The sequence below is a fragment of the Micromonospora sp. NPDC050686 genome (genome assembly GCF_040654475.1).
GTDB lineage: Bacteria > Actinomycetota > Actinomycetes > Mycobacteriales > Micromonosporaceae > Micromonospora.
This window is the reverse complement of the sequence record NZ_JBFAID010000056.1, coordinates 1-18,264: the sequence shown is the minus strand read 5'-3', so window position 1 is coordinate 18,264 and position 18,264 is coordinate 1. Positions and strand designations below refer to the sequence as shown.

Sequence of the window (18,264 nt, the reverse complement as noted above, 5' to 3'; positions counted from 1 at the left end):
GTCCGGGCGGGAAGGATAGGGGCATGCGCCTGGTGGTCACCGCCGACACGCACGTCCCGCTTCGCGCCCGGGACCTGCCCGAGCTTCTGGGCGGCGATCGACGCGGCGGACGTGGTGCTGCACGCCGGTGACTGGGTGGACGTCGCGCTGCTGGACGCGGTGCAGGCCCGGGCGCGCCGGCTGGTCGGGGTGTACGGCAACAACGACGGTCCGCCGCTGCGCGCGCGGCTGCCCGAGGTGGCCCGGGTCGAGTTGGGCGGGGTGCGCGTCGCGGTGGTGCACGAGACCGGGCCGAAGCAGCGCCGCGAGCAGCGGTGCGCCGCCCGGTTCCCGGACTGCGACCTGCTGGTCTTCGGCCACTCGCACATCCCGTGGGACAGCGTCGCCCCTGGCGGGCTGCGGCTCGTCAACCCTGGCTCGCCCACGGACCGGCGGGCCCAGCCGTACGCCACGTACCTGACCGCGCGGGTGGCGGCGGGGCGGCTCGACGAGGTCGAACTGCACCGCCTGCCCCCGCGCCGTGCTCACTGACCCCGGCCGGTCTCCGCCTGGAGCTCCTCGATCCGCTTGGCGGCCTCGGCCTTGGTCAGCCCGTCCGGCACCTCCTCGCCGGCCTCCCGGGACAGGGTGTGCAGGTACGACTCCTGGGCCGCGGTCGGCGGCTCCTCGCCGGTCACCCACTCGTCCGGGTCCTTGATGGCGCCCTGCGGGCTGGCGTTGCGCTGGTTGCGGTCGGTCATGATCGATCCTCTCTTCGAACAGGTGTCCAGTACCCCGGCGATGTCGCCTTCATGCCCGGCGCCGCGCATACGATCAGCCGGTGGGCGCGGGTGTGGTGGTGGTCGGGGCCGGCATCGCCGGCGTGGCGTGCGCGGTGGAGCTGACCCGGGCCGGGGTGCCCGTCGAGCTCCGGGAACGGGGGCGGGTGCCCGGCGGCCGGATGGCCAGCAGGCGCTTCGACGGCCGCCCCGCCGACCTGGGCGCCGCGTACTTCACCGTCGACGACCCCGACTTCGCCGCCGTGGTCGACCGGTGGCGGGCGGCCGGGCTGGCCCGGGAATGGACCGACACGTTCGTCGCGTACGGCCCGGACGGCCGCCGCGAGGTGCCCGGCCCGGTGCGCTGGGCGGCGCCGTGCGGGCTGCGTTCCCTGGTCGAGCACCTGGCCCGGGAGCTACCGGTGACCGTCGACCGGCTGGTGCTCGGCGTCGAGCCCGGGCCGGCCGTCGACGGGGGGCGGTGCGCCGCGGTGGCGCTGGCGATGCCCGGCCCGCAGGCGGCCCTGCTGCTGGACCCGGCGCTGACCGAGGCCACCCGGGCTGTGCAGGCGCAGCGCTGGGCGCCGGCGCTCAGCGGGGTGCTGCGCTTCCCGAGCCGGGCCTGGGCCGACTTCCGCGGCGCGTTCGTCAACGACCATCCGCTGCTCGCCCTGGTCTGCGACGACGGGGACCGGCGCGGCGACGGCGCACCCGTGCTGGTCGCGCACACCACCGCGGAGTTCGCCGGCCGGCACCTCACCCAGCCCACCGCGGCCGGGCCGGCGATCGAGGAGGCGGTCCGCGACCTGTTCGGCCTGCCCGAGCCGGCGGACCTGGTGCACGTGCACCGCTGGACGTACGCCCGCCCGGTGGAGGGCCCGACGGACCGGACCCACCACCTCGACGACGACGGCATCGGGCTGGCCGGAGACGCCTTCGGCGGCCGGTCCCGGGTGCAGGCCGCCTGGCGATCCGGGCGCGACCTCGGCCGGGCGCTTGCCACCCGGCTCGGGTGAAAGGCGGGGCCCTTGTTGACGCTTTCTGTATAGGAAGGGGCCCCTCCTGACAGGTCAACCGGCGGCGGGGGCGGGGGTGTGGGGGCGGGTGGTCTCCGCCGGGCCGGCGGTGCGCTCGTCCGCCCGGTCCAGCAGCTGCATCACCGGGGTGGCGGCGATCCCGTGCATCACCACCGACACCAGCACCACCAGGCCCAGGGTGGCCCACAGCAGCTCCGCCTGCGGGAAGTCCGCCTTGGTGGTGGCGTACGCCAGGTAGTAGAACGAGCCGACGCCTCGGATGCCGAACAGCGAGATCACCCAGTGCTCGGCGGGTCGCCCGGGCGCGCCACGCAGCGACAGCCACCCGGCCACCGGCCGGACCACGAAGATCAGGGCCAGCCCGACGGCGGCCGCCGGCCAGGTCAGCGGGGCGAGCAGCCCGCCGACCAGGGCGCCACCGAAGAGCAGCAGCAGCATCACGGTGAGCAGCCGCTCGGTCTGCTCGGCGAAGTCGTGCAGCACCGCGTGGAACTCGTGGTTCCGCTCGGCCGACTGGATCGCCCGGGCCGCCACGAACACCGCCAGGAAGCCGTACCCGCCGATCACCTCGACCAGCCCGTACGCCAGGAAGGTGGCGGCCAGCGCGAGGAAGCCCTCGGCGTGCCGGGCGAGCCGGAGCTGGCTCGGCGCGCGGAAGAACAGCTTGCCGAGCAGCCAGCCGACCAGCAGGCCGCCGCCCACCCCGACGGCGAGCTTGTAGAGCACGTCCACCCCGAACCACTCGGCGAACCAGCCGGCCGGGGCGAGGCCGGTGCTGGCGATCGCGATGGCCGCGTAGACGAACGGGAAGGCCAGCCCGTCGTTGAGTCCGGCCTCGGAGGTGAGGGCGAAGCGCACCTCGTCCTCGGAGTCCTCCACGTCGGTCGGCTCGCCGACCTGCACGTCCGAGGCGAGCACCGGGTCGGTCGGGGCGAGCGCGGCCCCCAGCAGCAGCGCGGTGGCCGGCACCAGACCCGCCCACCACCAGCCGAGCAGGGCCACCGCCGCGATGCACAGCGGCATGGCGATGGCCAGCAGCCGCCAGGTGGACGACCAGCGCCGCCAGCTGAGCGGCCGGTCGATCTTCAGGCCGGCGCCCATCAGGGCGACGATCACCCCGATCTCGGTGAGATGGGTGGCGAGCGAGTTGAACCGCAGCGGGTCGGGCACCGGCAGCCCCACCGGAAGGAGGAAGACCAGCATGCCCAGCCCGAGGAAGGCGATCGGCATGGACAGCGGCCGGCGTTCCAGCACCCGGGGCAGGATCCCCGCGAGGAGCGCACCGACGCCGAACACCGCGAGCGCCACGTCTACCGGTTCCACGACACCGCCTTTCGACCTCCGCCGACGCTCGGGGGAAGTGGTGTCACACCTTGCCCCGTGGCCGGCCCCGCTAAGCCGGGACGCTCAGCGCAGCGCGCCGATGGGGCTCTCGGCCAGCCCGACCAGCAGGCCGGCGGGGTCGTCGTACACGGCCACGGCCCCGGCGCCGGCCAGCTCGCCCCGGCTGGTGCCGCCGCAGGCCAGCCCGATGCAGGGGATGTCCAGCTTGCCGGCGGCCGCCACGTCCCACACCGAGTCGCCGACGAAGACCACCTCGGCCGCGTCGAGCCCGGCCTGGTCCAGGGCGGCGGTCAGGATGTCCGGCGCCGGCTTGCTCTCCTTCGCGTCGGCGGAGGAGGTCACCGTGTCCAGCACGTCGTCGGCGTCCAGGGCCCGGCGCAGCGCCGCCACCTCGTGCTCGGCCGCCGAGGTGGCCAGCACCACCCGCAGGCCGCGGGCGGCGCAGGCGCGCAGCAGGTCGGCGGCGCGGGGCAGCGGCGCCAGCCGCTCGAACCAGCCGGCGAAGAGGCTGTCGTGGGCGTCGCGCAGCCGCTCGTCGTCGCCCCGGTCGCGCTCGGCGCCGAGCAGGTGGTCGAGGAGCTTGTCCGACCCCATCCCGATGGACCGGTGGATGACTGCCATCGGCACCCGGTGCTCGGCCTGGCGGAGCGCCTCCCACCAGGCCACCGTGTGCAGGTACGTGGTGTCGACCAGGGTTCCATCGACGTCGAAGAGGACACCGCTGCGCTTCGGATCGGGCATGGTGCTCCTCCTACCCGGACGACCCGCCCCCGACGCCTGGCTGGGCCGCCGGAACGAGGATCTCGAACCAGACGGTCGAGCCGCGCACCGTGGGATCGGTGCCCCAGGCGTCGCTCAACTCCTCGATCAGCCCCAGGCCCCGTCCCCGGCTGCTCAACGTGTCGGTCCGGGCCCGGGTGACCTGGCCCCGGGTGCCCGAGTCGGCGACCGAGACCAGCAGCCGCTCCGCGCTGAGGTCGATCTCCACCCGGGCGGCCGTGCCGGCGTGCAGCAGCGCGTTGGTGGTGAGTTCGCTGGTGCACAGCACCGCCGCGCCGATCACCTGCTCGGGCACCTGCCACGCGGTGAGCTGCGCGGTCAGCCAGTGCCGGACCCGGCTGGGCGCGGTCGGCTCGGCGGGCACCTCCATCCGCGCCGACCGGCTCGGCCGCAGCGCGTGCTCCACCGCGAGCACCGCGACGTCGTCCTCGGTGGCGCCGGGCACCGCCGCGCTGGCCACCGCGCAGAGCGCCCGCGGGTCGCCGCTGCCGGCGCCGGCGACCGCCGCCGCCAGCCCGTCCAGCCCCGCCGACAGGCTCTGCCAGCGCCGCTCGACCACCCCGTCGCTGAACATCAGCAGGCTGTCCCCGGCGGTGAAGGGCACGGTGACGGTGCGGGATCGCCCGCCGAGGCCCAGTGGCGGCCCGGCGGGCAGGTCGACGTACCTGGCGGTGGCGGAGCCGTCCGGGGCACCGCGGCGGATCAGCGGCGCCGGGTGGCCGGCGCTGGCCAGCGTCACCTGCTGCCGCTCCAGGTCGATCAGCCCGAACACCACGGTGGCGAAGAGCTCCTCCGTGCCGGCCTCGGCGGCCAGGCTGCCGACCAGCCGGTCCAGCCCACCGAGTACGGCGTCCGGCCGCGGGTCGCTGAGCGCCAGCGCGCGCAGCGCGGCGCGTACCTGGCCCATCCGGGCGGCGGCCTGCACGTCATGGCCGGCGACGTCGCCGAGCACCACGCCGAGCCCGCCGGTGGGCAGGGTGAACGCGTCGTAGAAGTCGCCGCCCGCCGCGTTGCCGTCGACGCCGGGGTCGTACCGCGCGGCGATGCGCAGCCGGGGCATGGCCGGCAGGTGCTCCGGCAGCATGCTGCGTTGCAGCAGCTGGGCGGTGCCGTGCTGGGTCTCGAACCGGCGGGCCCGCTCGGCGGCCTGGCCGACCAGCTCGACCACGGCGGCCAGCAGGGCCCGCTCGGTGCCGGTCCAGGCGTGCGGCGTCTGGTAGCCGATCGCCAGGGCACCCCGGATCACCCCGGAGCGCAGCGGCAGGGCGGCGAGGGCCCGGATCTTCTCGTCGTGCCGGTCCACGGCGGCCTCCCGCAGCGGCTGACCGTCGCTGACCAGGAACGGCACCCCGCTGCGTGCGGTGGCGACCACCGGCGTGGCCGAGTCGGCGACGGCCCGGCGCCACAGCGGCGGCAGCCGCTCGTCGGCCTCGTCGAGCAGTTCGCCCCGGACCCGCCGGACCGTACGCCAGTTGGTGCCCTCGTCGATCACGAAGGACACCCGGTCGGCGTCGAAGGAGCCCAGCGCGTAGCGCAGGGTCACCCGGGCCACGTCGTCGAGGGTGAGCGTGCCGGCGAGGGCGGCGGCGAAGTCGCTGACGCTCTGCAGCTGCTGGGTGACCTGGCCGGTCTGCACCAGGACGGTGAGCACCCCGGCGACCCGCCCGGTGCTGTCGGTGACGGGGGAGTGGCACCGGGTGAAGGTCGCCTGGCCGGGGGCGCCCAGGTGGTGGTGGATCGGCAGCACGGCCTCCCGCTCCAGGAACGGCTCACCGCGCCGGTAGGTGCGTTCGACGACCTCGGCCGCCCCGGCGGTGTGCCACACGTCCGCGAACACCTCGGCGGCGGGCCGGCCGATCGCGCCGGGGTGGCGGGGGCCGATCACCTCGGCGTACCGGTCGTTGTAGAGCAGCAGGAAGTCGTCGCCGTAGAGCAGGCACATGGGCACCGGCGCGGCGAGCACGACGTCCACCACGGCCCGGACGGCCGGGTCCCAGCGGTCCCGTGGGCCGAGCGTCGTCTCGGCCCAGGGGTGGCCGAGCACCGCGCCCGCGGCGACGGCGCCGGGGGGCGTCTCCGGCGGAACGGGAGCGGATGGCGTGGGTACTCGCCCGACCGTGCCTGGCATGTCCGCAGCCTATCCGCAGCGTGCGGCCCCTGTTGCGATCATGCCGGCCGGCCGCCCCCGGCCGTCCTGTTGTCGCAGGTCAGGGCGGCTTTCGTAGGAGATGTCGGGAAATTCTGGGTGGTCGTCGCGGCGTGCCCCCGGAGCAAGGGGGTAAGCGGACGGCGCTAATCCATGCGACAGGAGGGACATCATGCCGAAAACCCTCGCGATCGGGCAGGCCGACATCGGCTACGCCCTGACCGAGTTCTGGAAGTCGGTACTGCTCTTCATCCCGAGGGCCATCGCATTCATCGTGATCCTCGTGGTGGGTTGGCTCATCGCACGAGCGGTCCTCAAGATCGTGGATGCGGCACTCGAGCGGGTCGGCTTCGACCGGGCCGTGGAGCGCGGCGGCATCAAACGCGCGCTGGAACGTACCAAGTACGACGCCAGCGACATCCTGGCCAGGCTGGCCTACTACGCCGTCCTGCTGTTCACCCTGCAGTTCGCCTTCGGGGTGTGGGGACCCAACGCGATCAGCGACCTGATCCGGGGCGTGATCTCGTGGCTGCCGCGGGCGTTCATCGCGATCGTCATCGTGGTCGTCGCCGCCGCCATCGCCAACGCGGTCCGGGACCTGATCACCGGCGCCCTAGGCGGTCTGTCGTACGGCCGGGTGCTGGCCGACCTGACGGCGATCTTCATCCTGGCGCTCGGGGTGATCGCCGCGCTGAACCAGGTGGGCATCGCCACCACGGTGACCACGCCGGTGCTGGTAGCGGTGCTCGCCACGGTGGCCGGCATCCTGATCGTCGGCCTCGGCGGTGGCCTGGTCAAGCCGATGCAGGAGCGCTGGGGCGGCTGGCTGAACCGCCTCGAGGCGGAGTCCCGGGCGATGCGCGAGCAGCGGTCCGGGCAGGGCGCCGGGCGCGGCGACTACGAGCGCCAGATGGCCGACCGGGGTGGCCAGCCGACCCAGGCGATGCCGGAGACGTCGATGACCGGCGGCCGGGGCGGTCAGCAGGGCACGTACCGGTCCGGAGGTGACGAGACCCAGCAGTTCGGCCGGCCCAACGGCTGACCCGTCGCCGAACGTCACGGAGGGTGTCCGCGAGGTGATCGCGGGCGCCCTCCGTCCTTCGCGCGGTCAGACGAGGTGCCGCGGGTCCAGCGAGCGGGTCAGCGCGCAGACCGCCAGCAGGCGGGTGAGGGTCCAGTCCGGCTCGGCCCAGGCGGCTGCGGTGTCCATGGGCGGCTGCCAGCCGTGCTCCAGGGCGGCGGCGCGTACCCCCTCGGCGTAGCCGGCCAGGGCCGCCGGGGTCAGCGGCCGGCGGTCGCCGTCGAGGCTGTCCCGGACCGCGGCGGCGTGCTGGTCGACCAGGGCCAGCAGGCCCGGCCGGGCCGCGGCCGCGGCGAGGCCGGTGGCGCCGACCGAGGCGGTGAGCAGCGTGAGGGTGGACCGGGCCGCGTGCCCGGCGGTACCGGTCGTGACCCGGGTGTACGGCACTCGCATGAGGAGTCAGGTTAACGGCCCGGTAACCCCGCCGGCGTCCTCCGCTCGGTCGGTCCGCCCTCCGCCCGGCCGGCGGCCGGCCTCCTCCGCCAGGATTGATCCGGAGCCGGCCGGGCAAAGGGGAGCCGGGCGCGATCCGGCGCAGCGGGCACCGGGAGGCACGGATGGGACAGCACGGGGACGGCCCGGACGCCGAACACCGGCGGCCGGCCGGGGTCAGCGACGAGACGGTCGCGGCCTTGGGCAAGCTCAGCGAGGCGCTGGAGACGGTGGAGCGGGCGCGCGGCCACCTCTACGCGCTGCACCAGATGGTCGGGCACGCCGACCTGATGCTCGACGACGCGGCGCGGCGGTTCCGTGACGCCGGGCATCCCGGGATCGCCGACCGGATCTCCGAGGAACTGCTGGGCCGCAACGTGATCGCCGGCCGGTGGACGTTCCAGATCGTCGAGGACTTCGACGACGGCTACTACGCGCTCTTCCGCGAACTGGACCGGCACGCCCGCGACGAACTCGTCGGCGGGCGCCGGCACCTGTACGAGGCGGAGATGAAGGAACGGCGGCGGACCCGGGGCCGGCCGGGGCACGAGGCCCGCCCCACCGACGAGGTCTAGTCGACCCCGCCCGCGCCCTCCGGCTGACGGCGCTTCGCGTCGTCGGCGATGATCACCGTGGCCACCATCAGCGCGACGCAGACGCTGAACAGCCACGAGTCGTCGGAGACCAGCCAGGCGGCGACGGGCGCCTGGAGCGCGGCGAGCAGGAAGCCCAGCCAGGCCAGGCGACGCTGACGAGGGTTGAGGATGCCGGAGCCCTGTTGCATTCCGAAAGTCTTACGCGGCGCCTCGGGATGCCGGAGCCCGCTCCGCCGATTCTGGATGACCTGTCCGCTTTTCCGGACGACCGGCCCGCACTTTCTGCCGCTTCGGGGGTGGTCGGTGCGGCGACTTGCTGCTCCCGCTGGCGGCGGCGTTAGGGTCTTGCGTGTCCGTCACCACGCCCGCCCGGCCCCGCGCCGCGCTGCTTCTGCTGGCCTACCTCGCCTTCGTCAGCCTCGGCCTGCCCGACGGCCTGCTCGGCGTCGGCTGGCCGTCCATCCGCACCACGTTCGCGCTGCCCACCGAGACGGTCGGCCTGCTGCTCACGGTGGGCACCGTCGGGTACCTCACGTCGAGCGTGCTGGCCGGTTTCTCGCTCGCCCGGCTCGGCGTGGGCCGGCTGCTCGCCGTCAGCACCCTGCTGGCCAGCCTCGCCCTCACCGGGTACGCCACCTCGCCGGGGATCGCCCTGATGACCGGGTGCGCGTTGGTGCTCGGGCTCGGCTCGGGCGCCGTTGACGCCGGCCTGAACGCGTACGCGGCCGGGGCCTTCGGCCCCCGACACATGAACTGGATGCACGCGTGCTTCGGGCTCGGGGTGGCCATCGGCCCACTGATCATGACCGCGGTGATCGCGGCCGGGCTCGGCTGGCGCTGGGGGTACGGGCTGGTCGCCGCCGCGCAGCTGGCGCTCGCCGCGGCGTTCGCGCTGACCGTGCGCGCCTGGCTGGCCCGGGCGCCGGAACCGGCCGTACCCGGCGGACCGGTCGACGGCGGGACCGCCGTGGGCCCGGCGGCCGGTGCCACCGACGGCCCGGGCACCGGTGTGGCCACCGCCGAGCCGGCGCTCGCCACGGCTCCCGCGCCGGTGCGGGTCCGGGACACGCTGCGACTGCCGGCTGTCTGGCTCGGCGGGCTGGCGTTCGCGGTGTACGTGGCCATTGAGATCGGCACCGGTCTGTGGGCGTTCCTGCTGCTCACCGAGGGACGGGGCCTGGCCCCGGCCACCGCCGGGCTCTGCGTCTCAGGCTACTGGGGGAGCCTCTTCGTCGGCCGCGTGGTGCAGGGCGTGGTCGCCGAGCGGCTGGGCAGCGCCCTGGTGCTGCGGGCCAGCCTGGTCGGGATGGCCGCCGGCGCCCTGCTCGTCGCGGTGCCCGGCCCGGGGTGGCTCACCGTGACCGGGCTGTTCGTCGTCGGCTTCGCCGCCGCGCCGGTGTTCCCGCTGCTCACCCTCACCACCGCCCAGCGCGTCGGCGCCGCCCACGCCGACCGCGCCATCGGGCTGCAGATCGGGGCGGCCGGGCTCGGCGGCGCGCTGATCCCGTCCGGGCTCGGCGTGCTGTTCAGCCACACCTCTGTGACGCTGCTCGGGCCGGCCGTCACCGGGCTGGCGGTGCTGCTCCTGCTGCTGCACCTGCTGGCCGGCCGGTCGCCGGCCCGCCCGGCCGACGGCTGACCCGGCCGCCGCGAGCCTCCGGGGGGCACGCCGGACCGGTCCGCTGACCTGCGCGCCGCGGACCCCCGGACATCCGACCGGCCCGCGGCCCGTCGGCGGGCGGCGTGCCGGATCGGCGGGCGCGGAAGGTCACATGGTGTCGGGGCCGGTCCGTCCGGTGGTCGACGGGCGGTACGCGCGTTCGGTGTCGGTCATCTCGCGCCGCTCGGCCTCCGGCCCGGCGCCCCGGTCCACCGGCTCGGGGCCGTGCCCGAAGGCGGCCTCCTCGCCGGCGTCGTTGCCGGTCGCGTCGTCGGCCTGCCCGTCGATCGTCGAGCGGGCGATGGCCCGGTCCAACTCGCCCAGCGGGGTCTTCTGCTCGTCCCGCCACACCCTGTCGTTGTCCGTCATCCCTGTCCGGTACCCGGGCGTCGGGCGGGCAAACGGCCGCGCACGCAGCGACGGCCGCCGGTGACCGGCAGCCGTCGTCGCGGGTGTGTAACGGGGAAGGGGTCAGGGGGTGGGACGGTCGACCGAGCCGCGCCAGGCGCCCGTCTCCTGGCCGCGCCGCTCGATGAACTGCTTGAAGCGCTCCAGGTCGCCCTTGGTCCGGCGGTCGACCACGCCCAGCTTGTCGCCGGCCTGCTCGACCACACCGTGCGGCTCGAAGTCCATCTGCAGCGTGACCCGGGTGCGGCCCTCGTCCAGCCGGTGGAAGGTCACCACGCCGGCCTGCTGGGTGCCGCCGGTGGACTTCCAGGCCACCCGCTCGTCGGGCAGCTGCTCGGTGATCTCGGCGTCGAACTCGCGCTTCACCCCGGCGATCTCCACCGTCCAGTGGGTCATCGTTTCGGAGAGCTGCCGGACCTCCTGCACGCCCTCCATGAAGTGGGGAAACTCCTCGAACTGGGTCCACTGGTCGTACGCCGTCCGGATCGGGACGGCGACGTCCACGTGCTCCATAACGCCACTCATGCAGGTTCCTCCTCTGACCGCTGGCGGCACGGGGTGGCCGTGGGCCGGCCCACCCTCACCAGCGGGTCGTCTCGTTCTTGTGCCCGAGTGCGGCCCACACCTCGGAAATCGTCTGGTAACGGGTGCCCTCCGGCAGGCGTCCCAGGGCGTCGACGATGTCCGCCGGCGCCTGGTTCTCCCGCGCGTTGGCCAGCAGCGTCTCCCGGTCGCCGGGCAGGGCCGTCATGGTGATGAACTTGCCGAGGCGGCTGCGCGCCTCCACGTCGTCCGAGCTCATCCCCTGGGGATTGCCGCTACGCTGCGGGCCGGCGGTGACGGTCTTCGGCTCCGGCTGGTCCTCGCCGGCGGGCTCCGGCTGGCGGAACTCCTCGACCCGCGAGCCACCCGTCCCGGGACCCTGCACGAGGCCCTCGACGTCTTGGCGCATGTTGTCGTCGACCCTGGGCGAGTGCTTGCTGTTGCCTCGTTCCATGCCGTCAGACATGCCCGAGCGGGCGGCCGGTAAACCGGGGTCGGCCGGTCGGGCCGGTCATCGGCCGCCGAACCGGGAGGAAACCCGTCACGAATCGGCCGATTCCCGGGCCGGCAGGACCGGCTCGCCCGGATCACCGGCCCCGCTCTGCAACACCCGGCCCCGCTGCAACTCCGCGTTGATCTGCACCCCGAGCATCAGCGCGCAGTTGGACAGGTAGAGCCAGACCAGGAAGGCGATCACCGCGCCCAGGCTGCCGTAGGTCACGTCGTACGAGCCGAAGTTGGCGACGTACAGGCCGAAGCCGAACGAGACCAGCACCCACGAGACCAGGGCCACCGCGCCGCCGGGGGTGAGCCAGCGGAACCGGGGCTGGCGCACGTTCGGCGCGATCCAGAACAGCAGCGACAGCAGCACCATCACCACCAGGGCCAGCGCCGGCCACTTCGCGACGCCCCACACCGTACGGGCCAGGCCGCCCGCGCCGATCAGATCACCCACCGCGTCGGTCACCGGGCCGCTGACGATCAGGCCGGTGGCCACCACCGCGAGCAGCAGCAGGGAGAGCGCGGCCAGGCCGATCTGCGTCGGCCGCAGCCGGTAGACCGGCCGGCCCTCCGGCACACCGTAGATGGCGTTGGAGGCCCGGGTGAACGCGCCGATGAAGTTCGACGCCGACCAGAGCGCGCCGAGCAGACCGAAGCTCAGCAGCACCTTCGCGCCGCTGCGCTGGTCGACCACGCCGCGTACCACGGTCACGAAGCTCTCGTTGCCGACCACCGCGCCCGCGCCGATGTCCCGGGCCAGGCCCAGCACGGTGTCGACGGTGCGCTCCCCGTCGGAGACCAGGCCGACCAGGGCGACCACCACGATGGTGGACGGAAACAGGGCGAGCACCCCGTAGTAGGTCAGCGCGGCGGCCCAGTCGGCGCAGTTGTCCTTGACGAAGTTGCGACCGCTGCGGGCCAGCACCCCACGCCAGGTCGGCCAGCTCAGCTGGCGTACCCGGTGCGGGAGCCGCCGCCGGGCCGGGCCGGGCGTCGCGGCCGGCTCCGTCGTCGCTGCCATGACCGCCCCCTGTCGCCCGCCGGCCGGACGACCGACCCGCCATCCGGCTCGCGTCCGGCGGTACCCGGGGCCGGAAATCGACAAACCCGGCCCGCGAGTTTGCCCGTGCCGGCCGGGGGAACCGTCAAACGAGGAAGCGATCGACGCGGAGGAGGACGACATGCCCGGGCGCGAGGTACTGCCCAGCACGTTGCGGCGCTCCCCGGACAAGGCGCAGCGAACCTGGGAGAAGACGCACGATTCGGCCGTCGAGACGTACGGCGAGGGGGAGCGGGCGCACCGCACCGCCTTCGCCGCGGTCAAGCACGAGTTCGAGAAGGTCGGTGACCACTGGGAGCCGAAGGGCCGCAAGGGCCCCAGCGACCAGCAGGCCGCCGGTGGCGGACCCGCCCGGCGGGCCTCCACGGCCGGCGGGGTGGACGCGAACGCCCCGAAGGACCACCTGATGGAGGTGGCGAAGAAGCTGGACGTGCCGGGCCGGTCCCGGATGACCAAGCCGGAACTGGTCAAGGCGATCCAGAAGGCGAACAACCGGCAGACCACCAAGACCCGCGAGAAGAACAAGGCCCGCGGGGGACGCTGACCCACCGGTACGACGCACCGGAGCCCGGGACCCGCACGGTCCCGGGCTCCGGCGTAGCCGTCACCAGTGGCCGCCGCCCGGCGCCTCCAGGTGCACCGCCTTGACCGTGCTGAACTCGTCCAGCAGCTCCGGGCCGTATCCGAAGCCCTGGCCGCTGCCGCGGCGCGGCTGCGCGGCGCCGCCCGGCGCACCGCCGAACACCGCGTTGACCTTGACCGTGCCCACCGGCAGCTCCCGCCAGGCCCGCTGGGCGTGGCTCATCGAGGCGGTGAGCACCGTGGCCGCCAGCCCGTACGGCGAGTCCGCGGCGCAGCGCAGCGCCTCGCTGAACGAGTCGACCACCACCACCGGGGCGACCGGACCGAAGGTCTCCTCCCGGACCAGGGCCATCTCGTGCCGGCAGTCGGTCACCACGGTGGCCGGGTAGAACGCCCCCGCGCCCTCCGGCAGTGTGCCGCCGACGCGCAGCCGCGCCCCCTCCGCCACCGCCGCGGTGACCTGCCCGTGCACGTGGTCGCGGTGCCGCCGGTCGACCAGCGGGCCCAGCTCGGTCGCCGCGTCCCGCCCCGGACCCACGGTCAGCGCGCCGGCCCGCTCGACCAGCGCGTCGACGAAGTCCTCCGCCACGTCCCGGTGCGCGTAGATCCGCTCCACCGCCACGCAGATCTGCCCGGCGTTGGCGAAGCTGCCGACCGCGGCCTGCTCGGCCGCCCACACCGGGTCGATCCCGGCGTCGACGATCAGCGGATCGCTGCCGCCGTTCTCCAGCAGCGCCTTCGCGCCGGTGCGGGCGCACGCCGCAGCGATCGCCCGGCCGGTGGCCGTGGCCCCGACGTGGGCGACCACGTCGACCGGCTGCCCGGCGAGCGCCGCGCCCACCTCACCGCCCCCGGTCAGCAGGGAGAGCACCCCGGTGGGCAGCGCGCCGTCCAGGATCCGGGTGAGCAGCCAGCCGGTGGCCGGGGTGCGCTCGCTCGGCTTGTAGAGCACCACGTTGCCGGTGACCAGGGCGGCGCCGAGCAGCCCGCAGGAGACCGCCACCGGATCGTTCCACGGGGTGATCGCGGCGACCAGGCCGCGCGGCTCGGGTGCCATGAAGTCGATCGCGTCGCCGCCGCCGTGCAGGGTCCGGCCGCCGCGCAGCGGGCCCAACTCGGCGTACTGTCGCAGCGTGCCGATGCCCGCCTCGACCCCGCCCCGGGCGTCGCCCAGCGGCTTGCCCATCTCCGCCGTCGTCGCCGCCGCCAACTCGTCGGCGGCCCGTTCCAGCGCGTCCGCCGCGCGGTGCAGCGCCGCCGCCCGTTCCGCGGCCGGGGTCGCCGCCCACTCCGCGGCGGCGCCGCGCGCCGCCTCCACCGCCTTGGCCACCTCGTCCGCCGTCGCCACCGGGACGGTGCTGACCGGAGAGCCGTCGGCCGGGTCGTGCACGACCAGCTCGCCCCCCTCGCCGCCCGCGCCCCACACTCCACCGATGAGCTGTTCAACCCTGTACATGTCGCGGTGGATGCCCCGGTCCCCGCGAGGCAAACGCGTTTCGCCCGGTAACCGGCCGGGTAGGCGGATCGGATGACGCCGACCGAGGCCGCCGACGCGGTCGTCATCGGAGCGGGCCACAACGGCCTGGTGGCCGCCAACCTGCTGGTCGACGCGGGCTGGGACGTGCTGGTGCTGGAGGCGACCGAGGCGCCCGGCGGCGCGGTGCGCTCGGCGCGGGTGACCGCCCCGGGTTACCTCAGCGACCTCTACAGCTCCTTCTACCCGCTGGGCTACGCCTCGCCGGTGCTGGGCGCGCTGGACCTCGATCGGCACGGGCTGACCTGGACCAACGCCCCGGACGTGCTGGCCCACCTGCTGCCCGACGGCCGGGCCGCCGTGCTCAACCGGGACCTGGCCGCCACCGCCGCCTCGTTGGAGGAGTTCGCCCCCGGCGACGGGAAGCGCTGGGAGCAGGCGTACGCCGAATGGCAGACCGTGGCCGGGCCGATGCTGGACGTGATCACCACCCCGTTCCCGCCGGTCCGCGGCGGCCTGGCGCTGCTGCGGCGGCTGCGGGTGGCCGGCGCGCTGCGGCTGGCCCGCCGGCTGGTCGTCCCGGTCCGCAAGCTCGGCGCCGAGCTCTTCGAGGGCGAGGGCGGGCCGGCGCTGCTGGCCGGCTGCGCGCTGCACAGCGACCTGTCCCCCGAGGAGGCCGGCTCCGGGATGTACGGCTGGCTGCTGGCCATGCTCGGCCAGCAGGTCGGCTGGCCGGTACCGGTCGGCGGCGCCCAGCGGATCACCGACGCGCTGGTGGCCCGGCTGGTGGCCCGGGGCGGCCGGATCCTCTATGGTGCCCGGGTGGACCGGGTGCTCACCGCCCGGGGACGGGCGATGGGCGTACGCACCGTCGGCGGCAGCCACTGGCGGGCCCGCCGCGCCGTCGTGGCCGACGTGCCGGCCCCCGCGCTCTACCTGGACCTGGTCGGCGCCGCCTGGCTGCCGCCCCGCCTGGTGGAGGATCTGGCCCACTTCCGGTGGGACGGTTCGACGCTCAAGGTGGACTGGGCGCTCTCGGCGCCGGTGCCGTGGACCAACCGGGCCCTCGCCACCGCCGGCACGGTGCACCTGGGAGCGGACCTGAACGGGCTGACCAGCTACGCCGCCACGCTGGCCCGGGGTGAGGTGCCGGCCGACCCGTTCCTGCTGGTGGGCCAGATGTCGGTGGCCGACCCGAGCCACTCGCCGGCCGGCACCGAGTCGCTCTGGTCCTACACCCACCTGCCGTTCCGGCGGAACTGGCGGGCCGAGGAGGTCGCCGCGCACGTGACGCGGATGGAGGACGTGCTGGAGTCGGCCGCCCCCGGGTTCCGCTCGCTGATCGTGGGCCGGCACGTGGCCGGGCCGGCCGACCTTGAGGCGGCGGAGCCGAGCCTGGTCGGCGGGGCGCTGGGCGGCGGCACGGCCGCCGCGTACCAGCAGCTGTTTCTGCGTCCCGTCCCCGGCCTGGGCCGCGCGGACACCCCGGTCGACCGGCTCTTCCTGGCCAGCGCGTCCGCCCACCCGGGCGGCGGGGTGCACGGCGCGCCGGGCGCGAACGCCGCCCGGGCGGCCCTGGCCCGGGACCGGGCAGTCACCGGTGGTCTCTACGCGGGCGTCGTCGGCGCGGCGCACCGCGCCGTGTACCGCTGAGCGGCCGGCCGCGTCGCTCGCCACCATGCCGGCGTGTCGGTGGTGGGAGGGGCCCGACTTGCCGCAACTCGCGTCCTCCGCCGGCCTGGATAGGGCCAACTTGCCGTAAGCCGGGCCCCTCCCGGCCCGGCCATCGCGGGGTGGCGGGTTTCAGCGCGGCAGGTTGCGGTGCCGGCTGCGCAGCATGAACGGCATCAGCGCGCTCTCCACCTTGGTGGCGGTGGTCATCTTCGACGCGCCGTCGCGCCGCTCCTCGAACCGGATCGGCACCTCGAGGATGGTGTGTCCGAGCTTGGTGGCCAGGTAGTGCATCTCCACCTGGAAGCTGTAGCCGTTGGACTGGACCCGGTCCAGCCCGATCTCGCGCAGCGCGTCCGCGCGCCAGATCTTGAAGCCGGCGGTGAGGTCGCGGATCCGCACCCGCAGCAGGGTGTGCACGTAGAGGTTGGCCCAGCCGCTGAGCGCGCGGCGGTAGAGCGGCCAGTTCTCGTCCAGCTCACCACCGGGCACGTACCGGGAGCCGATCACCACGCTGGCCTGGGTGGAGAGCAGCGCGCCGAGCATGCCGGGCAGCGCCTCCGGCGGATGGGACAGGTCGCCGTCCATCTGCGCGACGTACTCGGCGCCGCCGTCGAGGGCGCGGCTGATGCCGTCGACGTACGCCCGGCCGAGGCCCTCCTTGCCGGCGCGGTGCACCACCTGGATCCGGTCCGGGTGCTCGATGGCCAGCTTGTCGGCCACCTCACCCGTGCCGTCCGGCGAGTTGTCGTCGGCGACCAGCACCTTGAGCCCGGTCAGCGGCAGTGCGAGGAGCCGCTCGACCAGCACCGGGATGTTGCCCGCCTCGTTGTACGTCGGCACGACGACGGTCAGGCGCGCGTCCCGCCACGGCGAGGGCAACTGCACGGGTTCGATCATCACGACTTCCTCGGTTCGCCAACGGGTTTCCCTGAGAGGGTAGCCAGTTGCGATACGACGCGTGCCGAGGCTCCCCCCCACGGCGGGGCGGGCGGCGTCGGGGGCGCCCGGGCGTCAGCGCCCGGCGTCGGGCGCAAGCCGGCGGGCCGGCTGGGTCATTCGTCCGACTTCTGCCGGGTCACGATGTCGGCGAGCCGGTTCAACGTCTCCTTGTTCCGGTGGTGCAGCACCAGGTCGTTGAGCTTGTTGCGGATCCAGCGCAGCGGGCCGGCCGCGAAGTCCTCGCCGAGGCGTACCCGGGTCGCGCCCGGGCCGACCGGTTCCAGCGCGAACGAGACGATCGCCTCGCCCGCCGGCCAGAGCCCGGCCCGCAGCACCAGCCGGTGCGGCGCGTCGCTGAGCAGGACCGTGGAGGCGTCCTGCAGCGAGAACGGCCACGGCCCGGCCCGGTGGTGCAGCTGGGAACCCACCCGCGGCCAGTCGTCGTCGACGTCCCGGACGTGAGCCGTGCCCACCACCCAGTCGCTGTACGTCCACCCGTCGGCGAGGATCTTGAACACCTGCTCGGGGGAGCCGTCGATCACTCTTTCCACAATCGCCACGGGCACCTCGTACCCCCCGTCCGACCCCCGGTAACGGAGCGGCGGGGTTAGCTTCTCCGGGGCGGCGGGTAACGCCGGACCGACCGGGTGCTGCCCCGCGGGCCGGCGCCGCCTTGCCGTCGCCGCCGGGGACCGACGTTTACTCCTCCTGGCCCCGGGAACCCGCCGCCCGTGCGACGGGACCAGGAGGATCAGCGCAGGTCAGCCCGGGTCGACCCGGGCTTCGACCGGCCCTTTCCGCCGACCGCCCGGCCCGCCGGGGCGGCGTCGCCCGGTGCCCCGGGGATCCTGTTCGACGCGGTGCTGCTGGATCGGGACGGCACGCTGGTGGAGGACGTGCCGTACAACGGTGACCCGGAGAAGGTGCGGCCGTTGCCGGGGGTGCGGGAGGCGCTGGACCGGTTGCGGGCGGCCGGGTTGCGGCTGGGCGTGGTCACCAACCAGTCCGGGCTGGCCCGGGGCCTGTTCGGCGCGGCCGACCTGGCCCGGGTCAACGCGCGGGTCGAGGAGCTGCTGGGCCCGTTCGACGACTGGCAGGTCTGCCCGCACGACGACCGGGCCGGCTGCCGGTGCCGCAAGCCGGCGCCGGGCATGGTGTACGCGGCGGCCGGCGCGCTGGGCACCGTTCCGGCGCGGTGTGTGCTGGTGGGCGACATCGGAGCGGACGTCATCGCGGCCGGGGCGGCCGG

20 protein-coding genes and 1 pseudogene are annotated in these 18,264 nt (G+C 74.9%); 8 read left to right on the top strand and 13 right to left on the bottom strand.

Going from position 1 to position 18,264, the window contains the following annotated elements; all coding sequences use genetic code 11:
- Positions 1-23 precede the first annotated feature (23 nt).
- Positions 24-531: pseudogene (locus tag AB0H57_RS27130) on the top strand (metallophosphoesterase).
- Here AB0H57_RS27130 and AB0H57_RS27125 read toward each other — a convergent pair.
- Positions 525-740, bottom strand: coding sequence for a DUF3072 domain-containing protein (locus AB0H57_RS27125; protein WP_357511184.1), 216 nt, complete (start codon positions 738-740; stop codon positions 525-527). The pseudogene AB0H57_RS27130 and the gene AB0H57_RS27125 overlap by 7 nt on opposite strands.
- Positions 741-832: 92 nt before the next feature.
- Between AB0H57_RS27125 and AB0H57_RS27120 the strand changes: the two genes are divergently transcribed.
- Positions 833-1,774 carry an FAD-dependent oxidoreductase gene (locus AB0H57_RS27120; RefSeq protein WP_357511232.1) on the top strand — a complete coding sequence of 314 codons (942 nt, stop codon included), beginning with the start codon at positions 833-835 and terminating at the stop codon, positions 1,772-1,774.
- A gap of 54 nt (positions 1,775-1,828) precedes the next feature.
- Here AB0H57_RS27120 and AB0H57_RS27115 read toward each other — a convergent pair whose 3' ends face one another.
- The 3 genes from AB0H57_RS27115 to AB0H57_RS27105 all read right to left on the bottom strand — a co-directional run bounded on the left by AB0H57_RS27115 (position 1,829) and on the right by AB0H57_RS27105 (position 6,047).
- Positions 1,829-3,118 carry a cation:proton antiporter gene (locus AB0H57_RS27115; RefSeq protein ID WP_357511182.1) on the bottom strand — a complete coding sequence of 430 codons (1,290 nt, stop codon included), beginning with the start codon at positions 3,116-3,118 and terminating at the stop codon, positions 1,829-1,831.
- An 84-nt stretch (positions 3,119-3,202) separates the two neighbouring features.
- The gene (locus AB0H57_RS27110; RefSeq protein ID WP_357511180.1) at positions 3,203-3,880 is read right to left on the bottom strand and encodes an HAD family hydrolase; all 678 of its coding nucleotides are present in this window, start codon (positions 3,878-3,880) and stop codon (positions 3,203-3,205) included.
- Between the two features lie 10 nt (positions 3,881-3,890).
- Complete coding sequence (locus AB0H57_RS27105; protein ID WP_357511178.1) at positions 3,891-6,047, bottom strand: SpoIIE family protein phosphatase; 2,157 nt, start codon at positions 6,045-6,047, stop codon at positions 3,891-3,893.
- 190 nt (positions 6,048-6,237) lie between these two features.
- Between AB0H57_RS27105 and AB0H57_RS27100 the strand changes: the two genes are divergently transcribed.
- Positions 6,238-7,107, top strand: a complete 870-nt coding sequence (locus tag AB0H57_RS27100; RefSeq protein ID WP_357511176.1) for a hypothetical protein — start codon at positions 6,238-6,240, stop codon at positions 7,105-7,107.
- A 66-nt stretch (positions 7,108-7,173) separates the two neighbouring features.
- On the opposite strand, the gene AB0H57_RS27095 is transcribed toward AB0H57_RS27100, so the two are convergent.
- Complete coding sequence (locus AB0H57_RS27095) at positions 7,174-7,539, bottom strand: DUF6401 family natural product biosynthesis protein (protein ID WP_357511174.1); 366 nt, start codon at positions 7,537-7,539, stop codon at positions 7,174-7,176.
- Positions 7,540-7,703: 164 nt separating this feature from the next.
- On the opposite strand from AB0H57_RS27095, the gene AB0H57_RS27090 reads away from it, so the two are divergent.
- The gene (locus AB0H57_RS27090; protein WP_357511172.1) at positions 7,704-8,153 is read left to right on the top strand and encodes a hypothetical protein; all 450 of its coding nucleotides are present in this window, start codon (positions 7,704-7,706) and stop codon (positions 8,151-8,153) included.
- Here AB0H57_RS27090 and AB0H57_RS27085 read toward each other — a convergent pair.
- Positions 8,150-8,362: a hypothetical protein gene (locus tag AB0H57_RS27085; protein WP_357511170.1), complete on the bottom strand. Its 213-nt coding sequence runs from the start codon at positions 8,360-8,362 to the stop codon at positions 8,150-8,152. The genes AB0H57_RS27090 and AB0H57_RS27085 overlap by 4 nt on opposite strands.
- Before the next feature lie 161 nt (positions 8,363-8,523).
- Here AB0H57_RS27085 and AB0H57_RS27080 point away from each other — a divergent pair, with 161 nt between their 5' ends.
- Entirely contained in the window at positions 8,524-9,813 is a 1,290-nt protein-coding gene (locus AB0H57_RS27080) for an MFS transporter (RefSeq protein ID WP_357511168.1), read from the top strand.
- Positions 9,814-9,942: 129 nt separating this feature from the next.
- On the opposite strand, the gene AB0H57_RS27075 is transcribed toward AB0H57_RS27080, so the two are convergent.
- From AB0H57_RS27075 to AB0H57_RS27060, 4 genes are all read right to left on the bottom strand, one after another.
- Positions 9,943-10,203, bottom strand: coding sequence for a hypothetical protein (locus AB0H57_RS27075; RefSeq protein WP_357511166.1), 261 nt, complete (start codon positions 10,201-10,203; stop codon positions 9,943-9,945).
- 102 nt (positions 10,204-10,305) lie between these two features.
- Positions 10,306-10,767 carry an SRPBCC family protein gene (locus AB0H57_RS27070; protein ID WP_357511164.1) on the bottom strand — a complete coding sequence of 154 codons (462 nt, stop codon included), beginning with the start codon at positions 10,765-10,767 and terminating at the stop codon, positions 10,306-10,308.
- Between the two features lie 55 nt (positions 10,768-10,822).
- On the bottom strand, positions 10,823-11,239 hold the full coding sequence (locus AB0H57_RS27065) for a DUF2795 domain-containing protein (protein WP_357511162.1): 417 nt from the start codon (positions 11,237-11,239) through the stop codon (positions 10,823-10,825).
- Between the two features lie 87 nt (positions 11,240-11,326).
- Positions 11,327-12,307: a YihY/virulence factor BrkB family protein gene (locus AB0H57_RS27060; RefSeq protein ID WP_357511160.1), complete on the bottom strand. Its 981-nt coding sequence runs from the start codon at positions 12,305-12,307 to the stop codon at positions 11,327-11,329.
- A 160-nt stretch (positions 12,308-12,467) separates the two neighbouring features.
- On the opposite strand from AB0H57_RS27060, the gene AB0H57_RS27055 reads away from it, so the two are divergent.
- Positions 12,468-12,890, top strand: a complete 423-nt coding sequence (locus tag AB0H57_RS27055; RefSeq protein ID WP_357511158.1) for a ChaB family protein — start codon at positions 12,468-12,470, stop codon at positions 12,888-12,890.
- 60 nt (positions 12,891-12,950) lie between these two features.
- Here the strand turns inward: AB0H57_RS27055 and AB0H57_RS27050 are convergent, their stop codons facing one another.
- Positions 12,951-14,384, bottom strand: coding sequence for an aldehyde dehydrogenase family protein (locus AB0H57_RS27050; RefSeq protein ID WP_357511156.1), 1,434 nt, complete (start codon positions 14,382-14,384; stop codon positions 12,951-12,953).
- 72 nt (positions 14,385-14,456) lie between these two features.
- Here AB0H57_RS27050 and AB0H57_RS27045 point away from each other — a divergent pair, with 72 nt between their 5' ends.
- Positions 14,457-16,055 (top strand): NAD(P)/FAD-dependent oxidoreductase, encoded by a 1,599-nt coding sequence (locus AB0H57_RS27045; protein WP_357511154.1) that lies wholly within the window; start codon positions 14,457-14,459, stop codon positions 16,053-16,055.
- Positions 16,056-16,205: 150 nt separating this feature from the next.
- Here the strand turns inward: AB0H57_RS27045 and AB0H57_RS27040 are convergent, their stop codons facing one another.
- A complete protein-coding gene (locus AB0H57_RS27040; protein ID WP_357511152.1) occupies positions 16,206-16,973 on the bottom strand; it encodes a polyprenol monophosphomannose synthase in 768 nt (255 codons plus the stop codon).
- Between the two features lie 155 nt (positions 16,974-17,128).
- The gene (locus tag AB0H57_RS27035) at positions 17,129-17,575 is read right to left on the bottom strand and encodes an SRPBCC family protein (protein ID WP_357511150.1); all 447 of its coding nucleotides are present in this window, start codon (positions 17,573-17,575) and stop codon (positions 17,129-17,131) included.
- Between the two features lie 285 nt (positions 17,576-17,860).
- On the opposite strand from AB0H57_RS27035, the gene AB0H57_RS27030 reads away from it, so the two are divergent.
- The coding region (locus AB0H57_RS27030; protein ID WP_357511230.1) for an HAD-IIIA family hydrolase at positions 17,861-18,264 on the top strand (404 nt) is incomplete at its 3' end.

Excerpts from the sequence above, each read along its gene's own strand:
- AB0H57_RS27105 (WP_357511178.1), bottom strand. The coding sequence starts at position 6,047 with ATGCCAGGCACGGTCGGGCGAGTACCCACGCCATCCGCTCCCGTTCCG.
- AB0H57_RS27060 (WP_357511160.1), bottom strand. The coding sequence starts at position 12,307 with ATGGCAGCGACGACGGAGCCGGCCGCGACGCCCGGCCCGGCCCGGCGG.
- AB0H57_RS27050 (WP_357511156.1), bottom strand. The coding sequence starts at position 14,384 with ATGTACAGGGTTGAACAGCTCATCGGTGGAGTGTGGGGCGCGGGCGGC.
- AB0H57_RS27085 (WP_357511170.1), bottom strand. The coding sequence starts at position 8,362 with ATGCAACAGGGCTCCGGCATCCTCAACCCTCGTCAGCGTCGCCTGGCC.
- AB0H57_RS27055 (WP_357511158.1), top strand. The coding sequence starts at position 12,468 with ATGCCCGGGCGCGAGGTACTGCCCAGCACGTTGCGGCGCTCCCCGGAC.
- AB0H57_RS27110 (WP_357511180.1), bottom strand. The coding sequence starts at position 3,880 with ATGCCCGATCCGAAGCGCAGCGGTGTCCTCTTCGACGTCGATGGAACC.
- AB0H57_RS27125 (WP_357511184.1), bottom strand. The coding sequence starts at position 740 with ATGACCGACCGCAACCAGCGCAACGCCAGCCCGCAGGGCGCCATCAAG.
- AB0H57_RS27095 (WP_357511174.1), bottom strand. The coding sequence starts at position 7,539 with ATGCGAGTGCCGTACACCCGGGTCACGACCGGTACCGCCGGGCACGCG.
- AB0H57_RS27065 (WP_357511162.1), bottom strand. The coding sequence starts at position 11,239 with ATGGAACGAGGCAACAGCAAGCACTCGCCCAGGGTCGACGACAACATG.
- AB0H57_RS27040 (WP_357511152.1), bottom strand. The coding sequence starts at position 16,973 with ATGATCGAACCCGTGCAGTTGCCCTCGCCGTGGCGGGACGCGCGCCTG.
- AB0H57_RS27100 (WP_357511176.1), top strand. The coding sequence starts at position 6,238 with ATGCCGAAAACCCTCGCGATCGGGCAGGCCGACATCGGCTACGCCCTG.
- AB0H57_RS27090 (WP_357511172.1), top strand. The coding sequence starts at position 7,704 with ATGGGACAGCACGGGGACGGCCCGGACGCCGAACACCGGCGGCCGGCC.
- AB0H57_RS27045 (WP_357511154.1), top strand. The coding sequence starts at position 14,457 with ATGACGCCGACCGAGGCCGCCGACGCGGTCGTCATCGGAGCGGGCCAC.
- AB0H57_RS27070 (WP_357511164.1), bottom strand. The coding sequence starts at position 10,767 with ATGAGTGGCGTTATGGAGCACGTGGACGTCGCCGTCCCGATCCGGACG.
- AB0H57_RS27075 (WP_357511166.1), bottom strand. The coding sequence starts at position 10,203 with ATGACGGACAACGACAGGGTGTGGCGGGACGAGCAGAAGACCCCGCTG.